This is a genomic window from Paenibacillus camelliae (genome assembly GCF_023715345.1).
In the GTDB taxonomy this organism is placed as follows: Bacteria; Bacillota; Bacilli; order Paenibacillales; family Paenibacillaceae; genus Pristimantibacillus; species Pristimantibacillus camelliae.
In genome coordinates this window covers 125,831-140,858 of record NZ_JAMBNY010000002.1, presented here as the reverse complement: position 1 = coordinate 140,858, position 15,028 = coordinate 125,831, and the positions used below count along the sequence as shown (strand labels likewise).

Genomic DNA, 15,028 nt, shown 5'->3' with positions numbered 1-15,028 from the left:
TGATTAGGGAAATGTACCAAAGTATAGGAGGCATTCGTCACATGACACAAAAGTTGAAATTTGCCATCATCCAAATGAATGTAAAAGCTGGCGATGTTGCACATAATATAGAAGTGCTAAAAGGAAAGCTCAATGAAGCAGTTAATGGTTCAGAAAAACCTGATGTCATACTGTTTCCTGAAATGTGGAATACGGGCTATGCGTTAACGGAAATTGACACATTAGCTGATCCGGAGGGGAAACAAACGGTCGCGATGCTTTCAGAATTCGCAAAGCGCCATCATGTTAACATTATTGGCGGTTCAATCGCTCAGAAAAAAGATAATGGAGTATATAACACAATCTTTGCTTTTAATCGTGAAGGTAAGCTCATCAATGATTACTCCAAGCTGCATCTGTTCCGTCTGATGGAAGAAGAGAAATATTTGCAAGCCGGTGATAAACTCGGACAGCTGGAAATAGACGGAGTTCAAGCTGCGATGATGATCTGCTATGATATTCGCTTCCCAGAGCTAGCACGTTCGTTAGCACTGCAGGGTGCTAAGGTGCTCTTCGTTCCTGCGCAATGGCCGAATCCAAGGCTGCATCATTGGCGCACACTGCTTATGGCAAGAGCGATTGAGAATCAGATGTATGTCGTAGCTTGCAACCGAATGGGCAAGAGTGGGGATTCAGAATTTTTTGGTCATTCTATCGTTATAGATCCGTGGGGCGAGATCGTTGCTGAAGCACAGGATGAGGATACGATATTAACTGGAGAAATTGACCTATCGATTGTTGAGAAAGTACGAGCAACCATTCCAATATTTGAGGATCGTAGGCCACAATTCTACAATCGAGTGATTGAATAGAAGTAGTGCTCGATAGAAGATAGATAGGGAATAATAAAAAGCGAAGCTGCCAGCAAGGGCAGCTTCGCTTTTTTAATGAGTATGTTCTTGAATCGTTTCTTTTAATGTTTCGATAAAAGCCTGTGCTGCTTTCGAGAGATATCGACCTTTCCCTCTAGCGATAACGAGCGTGCGGGTTGGATGACTTTTCAAACGAAGATAGAAGGGACTATAATCACTGCTTGTTGTTTTAATAAGCATATTAGGCACAAAGGCTATTCCCATTTCTGCTGCGACTAGCGCTTGCACAGTTTCAATATTTGTACTTTCAAATACGATATTAGGGATAAATCCAGCTTCCGCACATAAATCTACTGTTATTTGACGAAAGCCTTGTCCTCGCTTTAATGCAATAAAAGGTTCATTCTTCAGCTCACTAAGCTCAATCGGCTCTGTTACATTAGCTAAACGATGATTTTTTGGCACAGCTACACAAATTTCTTCCTCCATATAAGGCTCACAGCTCAAATTCGCATCAATTAGCGGCAATGTAAGCAAGCTGACATCGGTACCGCCACTAGCAGTAAGCTGCTCTAGCTTCGATGTTGTATCCTCGACAAGCACAACTTCGATCTGAGGATACTGTTCGCCGAAACGAGGGAGCACGAGCGGCAATATATGAGCACCTGTAATGGGTAATGTACCTACGACAAGCTTACCTTTACGCATTTGTGCCATATCATCCATTTCCTGACGCAGCTGCTCAACAGCATCCAATATATGCTGAGCCTTCTCAACAAACACCTCTCCAGCTTCGGTCGGCTCTACACTATTAGTCGTTCTTCGGAACAGCATAACATTGAGCTCCTGCTCCAGCTTCGAGAGCTGTTGGCTGAGAGAGGGCTGTGCGATATGAAGCTTTTCAGCAGCACGGGAAAAGTTTTTTTCTTTTGCAATTTGTATAACATAGCTTAGTTGGCGTAATTCCATAAACTAGTATTCCTTTCAGCGAAAATATTAAATGTATGCATGTTTACAATAGCTAATTGAGAAGGATTATCAAAATCAATAAACAATAGAATCTTAATAGGTTTTACCTATAGTCTCTATAGTTATTATATCTTAGAATTATGAAAAAAGACATGTTATGATTACGTTAATTAAAGAACGCGTTGCGGTGCAATGCTAGAAACGATAGAGGTGAGTATGATGGCGAAAAAAACTATGTTCGAAAAAATTTGGGATAATCACGTCATTCAGTCAGAAGAAGGTAAACCTAGCATTTTGTATATTGATCTTCACCTAGTACATGAGGTTACTTCTCCACAAGCTTTTGAAGGACTTCGCTTGTCAGGTCGTAAAGTTCGTCGTCCGGATTTGACTTTCGCTACGATGGACCACAACGTTCCAACGTTTGACCGTTTTAACATTACAGATCCTATCTCTAAGCAACAGATCGATACACTAACTCAAAACTGTAAAGATTTTGGTGTTACATTGTACGATCTTAACACACTTGATCAAGGTGTCGTGCACGTTATGGGACCAGAGCTTGGTCTAACAGCACCTGGTAAAACAATCGTATGTGGTGACTCTCATACTTCTACACATGGTGCATTCGGTGCTTTGGCATTTGGTATCGGTACTTCTGAGGTTGAGCACGTGCTTGCAACTCAGTGCTTGCAGCAAGCAAAGCCTAAAACAATGGAAGTTCGTTTCGTAGGTAAACGCAAACCAGGCGTTACGGCGAAGGACTTGATCCTTGGTGTTATTGCTCAATATGGTACGGACTTTGCAACAGGCTATGTTGTTGAATATACAGGCGAAGCAATCCGTGAACTTTCCATGGAAGAGCGCATGACTGTCTGCAACATGTCTATTGAAGCTGGTGCTCGTGCTGGTATGATTGCTCCAGACGAAACAACTTTTGAATACCTACGTGGTCGTCAATATGCGCCTACGAATTACGATGAAGCAGTAAAAGTATGGTCTGAGCTTAAAACAGATGAGGGCGCAACGTATGATACGGTTGTAGAGTTCGATGTAGACTCTCTAATCCCTCAAGTAACTTGGGGAACAAGCCCGGGTATGGGTACAAACATTGAAGCGGTTGTTCCTAACCCAGCTGAGATGGCAACTGAAAACGAACGTAAAGCAGCTGAAAAAGCGCTTGAATATATGGACCTTACACCAGGCACTCCAATGACTGATATTGCAATCGACTATGTATTTATCGGTTCTTGTACGAATGGTCGTATTGAAGACCTTCGTGCAGCAGCAGAAATCGCTCGTGGCTATAAAGTGTCTGAAAAAGTTACAGCTATTGTCGTTCCAGGATCTGGACGCGTTAAGCTGCAAGCAGAAAAAGAAGGCTTGGACGTTATCTTTAAGGAAGCTGGATTTGAATGGCGCGATGCAGGGTGCTCTATGTGTCTTGCGATGAACCCAGACGTGCTTAAGCCAGGTCAACGTTGTGCATCGACATCTAACCGTAACTTTGAAGGTCGTCAAGGTCGTGGTGGACGTACGCACCTTGTATCTCCAGCAATGGCAGCAGCTGCAGCGATTAAAGGTCATTTCTATGATGTTCGCAAATGGGATATTAAAGAGCCAGTAGCTAACTAATAGCTCATATAAGAGAGGGGTAACGAGAATGGAAGCATTTATTAAACATACAGGCATTGTCGCTCCAGTAGACCGTGTAAACGTGGATACGGACGCAATCATTCCAAAACAATTTCTTAAGCGCATCGAGCGTAGCGGTTTCGGTCAATTTTTGTTCTACGAATGGCGTTTTGACGAGGAAGGGAATGTAAACCCTGACTTCGAACCGAATAAACCGCGTTACCAAGGGGCATCAGTTCTAATTTCACGCGCAAACTTTGGCTGTGGCTCATCTCGTGAGCATGCGCCTTGGGCAATTCTTGATTACGGATTTAAAGTTGTCATTGCACCGTCTTATGCGGATATCTTCTACAACAACTGCTTCAAAAACGGTATTCTGCCAATTAAGCTTACTGAAGAGCAGGTTGAAGAGCTATTCCAGCGTACGGCTAAGCATGAAGGATATAAGCTTAATGTTGATCTTGAAAGCAAAACGATCACAGATGAACACGGCTTAAATATTTCCTTCGATCTAGATGAGCATCGCCGTCAATTCTTACTTCAAGGACTTGATGATATCGGTCTAACGCTTAAGCATGAAGACTTGATTTCAGCATATGAGGAAAAACGTGCGCAGCTAGTCGTTAACAGCTAGTAAACTTAGCTAGCAAGTGAGTATTAGGCTCGCTTGCTAGCTATTTTTGTTTAATACCATTTATTACATAATTCATATACTAACAATAGAATGGGGTGCATCATTGTGAAAAAGTCAGCCATTATTGCTTCAACGGTTGCATTAACGTTGCTACTGGGTGCCCAGTCGGTACAAGCTAAGTCATTTAAGGATATTTCCAGCAAGCATTGGGCAAAGGAACAAATTAATTTTTTAGTTGATCGCGAGATCATTAAAGGCTGTTCAACAGATATGTTCTGTGACGATAAGTCAATCTCACGTGCAGAAGCTGCAACGATGATTATGCGTTACTTTGGTTGGAATGCTACCGGACAAGAAAATCCAGGATATCCAGACTTGTCAGAGTCACACTGGGCTTATAACGATATGGTTACGTTAGTCGAATTAGACATTTTCAAGCCAGAAGGAAAGTACGAACCGAATAAACCATTAACACGTGGTGAAATGGCTCAGATCCTTGTTAAAACCTTTGAGCTAAACTCGATCAAGGCAAGCACATTCAAGGATGTGACGCGAGAAGACAAAGCGTTTAAGGAAATACAAATACTAGCTAGCAACGGAATTTCAAGCGGATATTCTGACGGTACATTCCGCCCAGATGCTAACGTAACACGTGCAGAATTTGCCGTGTTTATGAGTCGTGCGATGAATGAGGCATTTAAACTCGAAGATAAAGGCATCGATGCAGAAGGGACAATCTATGATCTAAGACTAAATGGTCAGTACATTCGTCTGGATCAACCATTAGTTCTACGCAGCGGCTGGTATGCTCCAATTGAGCTGTTCGAACGTCTTGGTTATGCTGTACAAGAGCTGACAAGCCGTTCCTTTACATTGACAAGTGTTGCAGGTGCTACGATTCAGCTCGAGGACGGATCTGATACGATCTGGATAGGGGATACGTCAGCTAAGGTTAATGAGCCTGTTATTTTTGTGAACGGACAACCCTATATTAAAGCACACGAGGTATTGCAGGCACTGGAGCAGAAGCTAACTTTCTATCCTAATGATTTTCTTATCGCAGTAGAGGCACCAACGATTACAAATGCGACGATAGTTAAGGATGCGCCTCAAGTTGCTGTTGCTTCTGTTCATGGTAAGCTTCCATACTGGAATTGGACGAAGCAGGATGAGGATTATATGAGCCTGGTGCAGCAAGGTAAGAAAAAGGTAAGTGAGCAGAAGATTCGTGAAGAATTGAACGAGCTGATGAAGGAGTACAAGTCCGTATTAAGCGAAGGAAAAGAGATTCGCGACATTACCTACTACAGCACATTCACAACTGGAAAGCTGGATGTAATTAGCCGTGCTCTTGAAGCGAGATATATGCATCTTTACGAGCCTAAGGCATATGAATATCCAGCAATGAATAAAAGTAGTGACACCAGCTTGAATAGTCCATATCACCGCTCGATCTACACCGTTCAGGACTATAATTATAGCGACCTAATTGAGCAGGATACAAAGCTTCAGCAGACGATCGCAACGATGTCTGACCTGCCAGTTGAAGCGTTGAAAGGGTTAAAGGTATTCTCATTGCCGTTCACAATTACAGAGGACGATGGTGTAACGGTCAATCATTATGCGGGCTTAGCAAGCGGTACACATCGTGCATACGTTGTAAATGGTGGTATTGGCACGTTCCTACATGAATTCGGTCATAACTGGGATCACAAATTCGGCGATCACTCGCAATATCTTGCTATTCGTGACCGTTCTAATTATGTGCCTGCTACCAATGACTGGTCTAATCGTGTTGGAGAAAACTTTGCTGAGGACTTTGCATCCTTGTATTATCCAGACTCCTATTACCACAAGGGACTATTCGGCAGTATGAATAAAGAACAAGCTGCTGAGCTGCAAAGCTTTGTAGACGACAATACAGTGTTCTCAGATTCAAGCCTGTCCTTTGTTGCATTGAATGGAATGGATGTTGTGCCTGATGTCATTGTAACGACAGACGGTTCTCTAAATGTAACTGGTCGAGATATGCATAATCCTACTATATCTGTTGAAGGTATAAGCAATGCTTATTCCGATATGGAATCCTTTAACGGCGATGGCTCGTTCACACATCGTTACCAGTTAAATGAAAAAGGAGTCTATCTCGTAAACGTACTAGGCATCCAAACGATTGTTATCTATCAATAATGAACGTAATAGAGTGCTAGGCATTTGCCGAGCACTCTATTTTTTATGATCATACGAATGATCGCAATTTTAGATATTAATTTACAATAAACATTGCGAAGATTGTACAAAAATAAAGGATAATTTGATAATATAGTGATAATGTTTCACTTGTAAAAATAGTTGTTGAATGAACGCAACTTTTGCTAGAAAATCACGTCTAATGAAATGATAGATTGTTAGAAAGTATTGATCAACGGGGTGGGAAATGAAGAGAATATTTAGTAGTTTGTTTATTGTCGCAGTTTTATTCGTAATGGTAGGTTTTGCAAGTAATGTTAATGCTTCAACCACCACACCCAAGCTTTTTATGGATGGTAAACAGATTGTATCTGATGTAGATCCTATTATTAAGCAAGGAACTACTTTAGTACCGTTAGCCGTACTGTCATCAGGGCTCGGGTATGAAGTGAAATGGGATAACAAGGCAAAACAAGTTACCGTACTGGATCAAGAGCTTACGATAAAGCTTGCAATCGGTGAAAAAGTCGGCTACGTGAATGATGATAGCTATGAGTTAAGTCAGCCTCCAAGTCTTGTTAAAAACAGAACGATGGTGCCTATACGCTTTGTCTCAGAAGTGTTAGGGCTTAAAGTAGAATGGAAGCAGCAAACCTCTGAAGTGCTACTAACTAGTCCGGTCAAAGAGCCTGAGCCGTCTCCTACACCTTCACCAGTACAGGATGCCACGGTATCGCAGGTTCACTTAGGTGAAGATGGCAACCTTCATATTGCCTATACAGGAGTGTTAACTGAACCGAAGACGATGCTATTGCCTGCAAGTGATACAGCTCCAACAAGGCTTGTCGTCGATCTCAATAACACCGGCTATACATATGAGCTTGCGAACAGCTTCATTAAAGGACAAACAGAAGTAACGCTTAATGGCTATAAGGATTTGTCCGGCTATCGCTTTTCTCAGTTTTCTAGTAATCCGTTAACAGCAAGAGTGGTTGTTTTGTTGAATGAACAAGCCAATTACGCACTTGTTCATTCTGAAGGCGAATTAATTATTAGCTTTAATGGGATGATTACTGAGACGCCAGAGCCATCGGATACTCCGCCGGCAACAGAGGAGCCTTTACCAGGGGACAACCCATCCACACCACCAAGCACAACTCCTGATCAGACTGAAGACACTAAACCAATCTATCATATCGTACTAGATGCTGGTCACGGAGATTCGGATCCAGGTGCCGTTAACAAAACACTCGGATTGCGTGAGAAGGATTTCAACTTAAGCGCAGTGTTGAAGGTCAAGGCTGAGCTGGAAAAGCATCCTCAAATTGCTGTGCATTTGACGAGATCGGACGATACGTTCTTAGAGCTGTCTGAGCGCGTAGCTTTCGCAGAGAAACTACCTGGCATAGGAAAAAAAGCAGATTTGTTCATCTCATTCCATGCAAACAGCTATAAAACATCGAATATTAACGGTACGGAAACGTACTATACTCGGGAAAATAGTAAAAAGCTTGCCAATACGTTACATCCATACATTTTGGGAGCAGTCGGATTGAATGACCGCGGCGTTAGAACAGCTTCATTCAAAGTGATACGTGAAACGACGATGCCAGCCGTGCTGCTTGAGGTTGGATATTTAAGCAATGCTTCTGATGCAAAGGTGCTGTTCAACAACGATGTTCAGACGAAATTTGCACAAGAGCTAACAAAAGGGATCAAAAAATATTTAGAGCTTGAATAATAATTCTGGGTAATTTGCTTAAGAAGAATGGTATAATATTGATAGTTTACTAGAATCGCGGGTCGCACTTAAGTGGAAGTGTAGACCCGCGATAATCTTATATGATTGGTGGGAACAAAATTGCCTATACATAAGTCTTGGAAAAAAATAGTAACAGGAGCAGTAGCTATTACGTTAGTTAGCAGCGCAGCCTTACCGGTGCTTCCTAATCAGGTGGCCATCGTGCATGCTGCAGAAAAAGGAATAACTCCATTTACAGATGTGCCAGCGGGCTTATATGCAGAGAAGCATATTTACCGTCTGTCCTTGCAGCAAATTGTAAAAGGATATGAGAATAAAGCGACTGGTGAGTTTACATTCAAATACAATAACACAATTAGTCAGCAGGAAGCGGTTATTATGGCGATTCGCTTTGCCGGACTTGAGCACAAAGTAGATAAAAATGGCGTGTTTATATTCCCAGAAGGCTTTGATGTAAAAGAAGATTATAAGGCTTACATATCACTAGCATTTGATGAAGGATTGCTAGATCGAGAACAAGAATTTGCAATTGCTGCCGCTGAGCCGGATGAAGAGTGGGGAGCAAAGCCAGCAGCTCGTGAATGGGTTACAAAGCTAATTATTCATACGATTGGTGCACAAGCTAAAGCAAAAGAGCTACAGGAAACACCGTCTACATTTGCCGATCGAGATAAAATTGACAGCAAATATACAGGGTATGTAAATGCTGCTGTTGAGCTTGGTCTTGTGAAGGGCTATACGGAAACGACCTTCGCTCCGAAAACAGCGATTAATCGTGCTAGCTTTGCTACGATTCTTAGTCGCGCACAAAAGGATTTTCCAATAAAAGTAGCTAATCAGCAGCATGGCGTCATTACGAATATGACTGACAACTCGATCACGATCTACGAGCATGATGTGGAAACAACATATGCTTTTGATCAATCTACTGGCTTCTATAGCAGCGATTCGGATCTAGCTGTAAAGAGAGATCAATTTAAGCTTTATTCAGCCGTATCACTTATTCATATTAATGGCGTAGCTAAATTCGTTGAGACGCTAGGTGAGGCAACTTACACGGAGACGTTAACAGCGCCAATCGGTATTGTGAATAGTGCTGAAAAAATCATCTATGTCGTTGTTAATAATAAGCCGGTAGCTATTGAATATGATGATACGACGATCATCCAAGATACTTCTGGAAATAAGCTAACCGTTAACGATCTGAAGGTAAATAGCAATATTAAAGTTACAACAGATACGTTCCGCAGTACACCTAAAGTGCTCTCCATTGAGCTCGTAACTGCAGGTGAATCGTCTGTTTCGACGGTTAATGGAACATTTTTTAGCTATGCCGATTCTAGTAAGATGATTACGATTAAAGGTGAAAATGGACAGTTAGTTAGTAAGCTGCTAACGAAGACTCCGACAATTAACATTCCTTACGTTAAGCATGCAACGCTTGATAATCTGATATCAGATGTAGATAAGGTGACATTAACGTTGAACGCTAAAGATGAGGTCGTTAGTATTTCTGTTCAGTCGCAAGACTATAAATCACTTTACTTACCTACTGTGGTGAGCGCAGATGCTGCAAAGGGACTTATTACAGTACTGGATGCAACGGGCATGAACGCAGAAGCTCTGTTTATCTCTGATTCTACAAGATACTTGCTTGATGGTGTATTAGTAGATCGTAGATTTATTAGTGTGAACCCAACAGACTGGAAAGGGTTAATGCTTCGTTATGTAGAAACGAACGGCAGAAAGCAAGTCGTTTATTATGATATGATCTCGGAGATTAATGCTACAGTTGAGGATGTTAATTACTTCGATCAAAAAATTAAGCTGAAGCTGCCAGACGGAATCGTCACGGAGCTGAGCTATAAAAATGCTACTATGGAAAGCTTAACGAAGACTAATCTTACGTATATGGATATTAAACCGGGCGATATCGTAACGGCCGATCTCTCATCAAAGGATGGTACGATTACAAAATTCCGTCTATATGAAGCACAATCGATGACGATTTCGACGATTTCTAATACGACGAAGGAAGTTTCCTTCAAGCATGATAATAAGACATATTCTGTATTGTTTGATGAGGCGGAGTTTGTTGACGCCAATGGCAAACCGATTGCATTTAGCGATTTGAAGGCAAATAAAAATGTCGTTGTGGGCTTTGAAGGTCACCGCATTGTTCGAGTATTTGTCCAATAATTTGCTGCTTTTAAGTAACATTTTGTGAAAAGCTGCCCGTTTTGGGCAGTTTTTTTTCCATTTTGGGGAAATGTTACTTGCCTACAGACTCGTTTTTCGCTAAACTTTGAACGATGGTTATGAAGAGGAGGCTTATAGATGAAAGCAAAGGATAAAATGAGGCATGTTCTTGATGTGTTGGCAGAGATGTTTCCCGATGCCCATTGTGAGCTAAATCATAGTAATCCATTTGAGTTGACGATTGCTGTACTATTATCTGCACAATGTACCGATGAAACGGTAAATAAAGTAACGGTTGATTTGTTTCACAAGTACAAAACGCCTGCGGACTACCTGGCAGTACCTTTAGAGGAGCTTGAATTGGACATAAGACGTATAGGCTTGTTTCGCAGCAAGGCGGCCAATATACAGAAATTATGTCGTATTGTAATTGATAAGTATGACGGCGAGGTTCCGAATACCCACGAGGGACTCGTTGAGCTTCCTGGAGTTGGTCGGAAAACGGCTAACGTCGTCATGTCTAATGCTTTTGGTGTACCTGCAATTGCTGTCGATACACATGTAGAGCGTGTTTCGAAGCGTTTGTCATTTGCAAAACCAGATGACTCCGTGTTAGTCGTTGAACAGAAGCTTATGAAGCTTGTCCCGAGAGAGGAGTGGACAATCACGCATCACAGATTGATCTTCTTCGGGCGTTATCATTGCAAGGCACAAAGACCTCAATGCGACATCTGTCCACTGCTAGATATATGCAAAGAAGGCCAGCGGCGTATGAAAGCTGCTGATTCAACCAAAACTAAACGTAAAACTACAAAAAGTTAAGAGGATGATTATTGATGAAATGCATTTCCGTGTACACTAATAATTTTGAACAGTTTTCTGATATTTACGAGCAAGTGCTGGAAGCAGCACCTCAGGAGAATGAGGATATTGTCATTGAAGGAATTACGGTAAGTGGCTCTGGTCATGTGCCCGTGCAATACATTGAGCGTATGCGTGTGAAGCCAGAGGTTGTCGTAATGAAAGAAAAAGCTCGTGATATTATGATCCTGCAACATGGAAATGTGTTTGAAATTTGCTTGCCATCGGCTGATGATGATGAGGTTAGTGAATAAGGAGAAATAGACAATGCTGACTGACAATTTACGAGAGAAGCTATACAAATTCTCAAGTGAAATGTCCGCACATAACGATCATCTCCATGCTCAAAAGGTAGAGGAGCTCAATAGTAAGCTGACTGCTGGTCGGCTTACTATTGCTTTATGTGGACATTTTTCTGCGGGGAAATCAACTCTATTAAATACGTTATGCGGTGCAAAATTATTGCCATCCAGTCCGATACCAACGAGTGCTAACGTTGTAACAATTGCTTACGGTGAGGAAAGCAAGGCAAAGGTAAAAGTATCGTCAAATGGCATTATTCGTTACGACGAAGTACCGATTGATCAATTGGATGCATATTGTAAAGACGGAGAATCATATATTTCTGTACATATCGAATATCCAAGTGAATTATTGAGTAAAGGTATTACGCTGCTAGATACACCGGGCATTGATTCTACCGATGCGGCACATAAAATGGCGACTGAATCCGCTCTGCATATGGCTGACGTCGTGTTTTATGTGATGGATTACAACCATGTTCAGTCTGAAATTAACTTTACCTTTGCAAAGGAATTACGTGAGTGGGGCAAGCCATTATATTTTATTGTGAATCAAATCGATAAGCATCGCGATGCAGAGCTGAGCTTTGAGAGCTACCAGCAAAGCGTAGCTGACAGCTTCCAAGCTTGGCATTTAGAGCCTGCGGGTATTATGTATCTATCACTTCGTGAGCCTAAGCATCCCTATCATCAGTGGGAAAGTGTATTACGTCTCATCGACGACCTGCAGCATGCTCAAAGTGAATTGACAGCTTATAGTGTCTGGAGCTCTCTAGCGCATGTGACGAAAACATATCTAACTGAGCTGGAGCAAGCATCAGAGCCATTGAAGCAGCAGCTGTTGGTGCAGATTGGCGGTCAAGAAAAGCTAGAAGATCTTGAGCAAGTGGCGAAGCAGACACAAGGGCAAATCGATATGCGAAATGAAGCGGTAGAGCAATATCCTGTTAAGCTGCGTAAGGAGATTGAAAGCCTGCTTGATAATGCGAACATTACGCCAGCGGCATTACGAGATCTTGCCCAGCAATTTTTAGACAGCCGCAAGCCAGGCTTTCGTGCCGGATTTTTAGCCTCTAAGCAAAAAACAACTGCCGTTCAAGAAGAACGATTGCAAGCGTTTTATTCTGAGCTATTGAAGCTCACCGAAGCTAATATTCACTGGCATATGCAAACGCTGCTTCGAAAAGCTGGGGAAGGCATATCGTATAACCGAGAGCAGCTGGAGGAAGAACTGAAGCTGCTGGAGCAGGCTCGACCTACCGAGCAGCAGCTTATAGCTAGTATTCATAGCGGTGCAGTACTTGGTAATGAATATACACTAATCTATTGTAAGGATATAGCAGCTTCGATTAAATCAAATTATCGGAGACACGCACTAACGATTGTAGATAAGCTGGCACTATCGTTCGCAGAGCAAGAGCACAGCAAGCTGGCGGAGCTGAAGGGTGAGATGACAGAGCTTGCTGAGCAATTGCAGCAGGCTGTGGAGTATCGTGCAGTCATACAGCAAGAAGAAAGCTATCGGAAGGGGCTTGAGCAGCTCTTATTACCGAAAGTCGACGCACCTACACTGCCTAAGGTAGCTAATCTACGTACCGGGAATGATGTTAGCTTCGTAGAGGAGCAAGAAGCGATCAACCTAAGCGCTATATCAAGTATTGGTGAAGAAGGAACTGTAGCAGTTAAAGCAGCACATAATGCCCAGCAGCTTACAGCAGCCCTGCTGCAATGTGCAGAGCTGCTGTCAGATATTGATGGAATGGAGCAAATCGTCGAAGAGCTTTCCGTGAAGGCTGATCGGCTGAAGAGTCGCAACTACACCATTTCATTATTTGGCGCGTTCAGTGCTGGAAAGTCATCGCTTGCAAATGCACTAATTGGAGAGCGCGTGCTTCCTGTAAGTCCGAATCCTACTACCGCAGCGATTAATAGCTTATTACCGCCAGATTCGGAGCATCCGCATAACAGCGCGACAATCTTTATGAAGACGCGGGAGCTGATGCTGGATGATATCGCTTATTCGTTAAAGCTGCTAGGCTTAGAGCTGACTGAGCAGCAGAAGCAGGATCAGCAGCATTTGTTTAAGCTTATCGATGCTTTAGTTCCTGAACATATCCATAACGGTGGCAGAGCTCATTACAGCTTCGTTAAGGCGGCTCGTGAAGGCTGGGAAGAGCAGGAGCAATGGCTCGGCAGACATCGCGAGGTGGATTATGCTTTATATGAGGCGTATGTTGCGCAGGAGCATCGCTCATGCTTTGTATCAGAGATTAAATTCTACTTTGACTGTACCTTAACGCAAGCCGGAATTATTTTAGTTGATACTCCAGGTGCAGATTCAGTTAATGCTCGTCATACAGGGGTAGCCTTCAATTATATTAAAAGTACAGATGCTATTCTTTTCGTTACGTATTATAATCATGCGTTTTCACATGCAGATAGTCAGTTTCTAGATCAGCTTGGACGTGTAAAGGATCAGTTTGAGCTGGATAAAATGTTTTTTATTGTTAATGCAGCGGATCTTGCTTCCACCGAGCAGGAGCTGCGCTCCGTTATGGAGCATGTGGAGGCAAATCTAAATCGACATGGCATCATGTCACCTAGAATGTTTCCGATATCGAGCCTGCTTGCGCTTGAAGCGAAACAATCTAGTGATGACCAGGCTATTGAAGCTTCAGGCATTGCAAGCTTTGAGCAAGTATTCCATTCGTTTATACATGATGAGCTTGGTGCATTAGCGCTGAACTCAGCATCGCTTGAGCTGCAACGAGCGGTTAACATGGTCAGTGCGCTACTGGATAACGCGAAGTCTGCTAAGGCCCATGCGGAGCAGCAGGTAGTTAGCATCAAGCAAAGCATGAATGCCTTAGCACAAGCGTTGGAGGAGGAAGCAGCTGTTCAGCTGCCTCTAGCAATGAAGCAGGAAATCGAAGAGCTTATGTATTATATTGTACAGCGTCTATCATTCCGCTTCGGAGATTTTTATAACTATGCGTTCAATCCTGCACTGCTGAAGGATGATGGTCGCTCCATGTCGCAAGCGGTATGGAGTGCATGGCTAGAGCTACAGCGTTCCCTAGCGCTAGAGCTTCAGCAAGAGCTGCTTGCTACGACCATGCGCGTAGAGCGAGCGATTGAATCGGCTGTTCACAAGCAGTTAGATCAGCTTGCTGAGCTCGCTGCCAAACGACTTTCAGGCTATCAGAGACCTGGCGTATTAGAATCGCAATATGGGCAGCCTGAGCAGCCAACTGATTGGCAGGAGCGCAGCATTACGATGAAGTGGCTTAGCCAACGGATGAAGTCTCCAAAGCAGTTTTTTGAAGGGGACGGTAAAGCAAAGCTTAGAAAAGAGCTGGAGGAGCTAATCTTCCCAAGTCTACAGCAATGGATGAGCGAGGTTCAGCGTGAATGGCAGAAGCATTATGAGGAGCAGTGGCAGCTTATTCTCGCTTCTCAGCTGGATAGGCTTGGTCACAGCATCACTCAGTATGGCAAGCAACAGCTTCTGCTGCTTGAGGATGAATCCTATGTAAGCAAGCTTGAGGTTGTAAATAAGAAAATTAAGCAATGGAGCTTGATTGATTAACTTTCGAGATAATTGATCTGAGTTCGTGATGAAGCT

10 protein-coding genes are annotated in these 15,028 nt (G+C 42.8%); 9 read left to right on the top strand and 1 reads right to left on the bottom strand.

Annotation, left to right across the window (positions count from 1 at the left end):
* Positions 1 to 41: 41 nt before the first annotated feature.
* A complete protein-coding gene (locus tag M3180_RS06675; protein ID WP_251666532.1) occupies positions 42 to 851 on the top strand; it encodes a carbon-nitrogen family hydrolase in 810 nt (269 codons plus the stop codon).
* A 72-nt stretch (positions 852 to 923) separates the two neighbouring features.
* On the opposite strand, the gene M3180_RS06670 is transcribed toward M3180_RS06675, so the two are convergent.
* On the bottom strand, positions 924 to 1,820 hold the full coding sequence (locus M3180_RS06670; protein ID WP_251666531.1) for a LysR family transcriptional regulator: 897 nt from the start codon (positions 1,818 to 1,820) through the stop codon (positions 924 to 926).
* A 219-nt stretch (positions 1,821 to 2,039) separates the two neighbouring features.
* Here M3180_RS06670 and leuC point away from each other — a divergent pair, with 219 nt between their 5' ends.
* The 8 genes from leuC (at position 2,040) to M3180_RS06630 (ending at position 14,992) form a co-directional block, all read left to right on the top strand.
* Positions 2,040 to 3,455 (top strand): 3-isopropylmalate dehydratase large subunit, encoded by a 1,416-nt coding sequence (gene leuC / locus M3180_RS06665; protein ID WP_251666530.1) that lies wholly within the window; start codon positions 2,040 to 2,042, stop codon positions 3,453 to 3,455.
* A gap of 28 nt (positions 3,456 to 3,483) precedes the next feature.
* Positions 3,484 to 4,089 (top strand): 3-isopropylmalate dehydratase small subunit, encoded by a 606-nt coding sequence (gene leuD, locus M3180_RS06660; RefSeq protein ID WP_251666529.1) that lies wholly within the window; start codon positions 3,484 to 3,486, stop codon positions 4,087 to 4,089.
* Between the two features lie 105 nt (positions 4,090 to 4,194).
* The gene (locus M3180_RS06655) at positions 4,195 to 6,279 is read left to right on the top strand and encodes an S-layer homology domain-containing protein (protein ID WP_251666528.1); all 2,085 of its coding nucleotides are present in this window, start codon (positions 4,195 to 4,197) and stop codon (positions 6,277 to 6,279) included.
* Positions 6,280 to 6,526: 247 nt separating this feature from the next.
* Positions 6,527 to 8,020 carry an N-acetylmuramoyl-L-alanine amidase gene (locus M3180_RS06650; RefSeq protein WP_251666527.1) on the top strand — a complete coding sequence of 498 codons (1,494 nt, stop codon included), beginning with the start codon at positions 6,527 to 6,529 and terminating at the stop codon, positions 8,018 to 8,020.
* Between the two features lie 120 nt (positions 8,021 to 8,140).
* A complete protein-coding gene (locus M3180_RS06645; protein ID WP_251666526.1) occupies positions 8,141 to 10,240 on the top strand; it encodes an S-layer homology domain-containing protein in 2,100 nt (699 codons plus the stop codon).
* Positions 10,241 to 10,378: 138 nt separating this feature from the next.
* Positions 10,379 to 11,062, top strand: coding sequence for an endonuclease III (gene nth, locus M3180_RS06640; protein ID WP_251666525.1), 684 nt, complete (start codon positions 10,379 to 10,381; stop codon positions 11,060 to 11,062).
* Positions 11,063 to 11,076: 14 nt separating this feature from the next.
* Entirely contained in the window at positions 11,077 to 11,355 is a 279-nt protein-coding gene (locus M3180_RS06635; RefSeq protein WP_251666524.1) for an NAD/NADP transhydrogenase alpha subunit, read from the top strand.
* A gap of 13 nt (positions 11,356 to 11,368) precedes the next feature.
* The gene (locus tag M3180_RS06630; protein WP_251666523.1) at positions 11,369 to 14,992 is read left to right on the top strand and encodes a dynamin family protein; all 3,624 of its coding nucleotides are present in this window, start codon (positions 11,369 to 11,371) and stop codon (positions 14,990 to 14,992) included.
* The last annotated feature ends 36 nt before the right edge of the window (positions 14,993 to 15,028 follow it).

Coding starts and splice junctions, on each gene's coding strand:
- M3180_RS06675 (WP_251666532.1), top strand. CDS start 42: ATGACACAAAAGTTGAAATTTGCCATCATCCAAATGAATGTAAAAGCT.
- M3180_RS06670 (WP_251666531.1), bottom strand. CDS start 1,820: ATGGAATTACGCCAACTAAGCTATGTTATACAAATTGCAAAAGAAAAA.
- leuC (WP_251666530.1), top strand. CDS start 2,040: ATGGCGAAAAAAACTATGTTCGAAAAAATTTGGGATAATCACGTCATT.
- leuD (WP_251666529.1), top strand. CDS start 3,484: ATGGAAGCATTTATTAAACATACAGGCATTGTCGCTCCAGTAGACCGT.
- M3180_RS06650 (WP_251666527.1), top strand. CDS start 6,527: ATGAAGAGAATATTTAGTAGTTTGTTTATTGTCGCAGTTTTATTCGTA.
- nth (WP_251666525.1), top strand. CDS start 10,379: ATGAAAGCAAAGGATAAAATGAGGCATGTTCTTGATGTGTTGGCAGAG.
- M3180_RS06635 (WP_251666524.1), top strand. CDS start 11,077: ATGAAATGCATTTCCGTGTACACTAATAATTTTGAACAGTTTTCTGAT.
- M3180_RS06630 (WP_251666523.1), top strand. CDS start 11,369: ATGCTGACTGACAATTTACGAGAGAAGCTATACAAATTCTCAAGTGAA.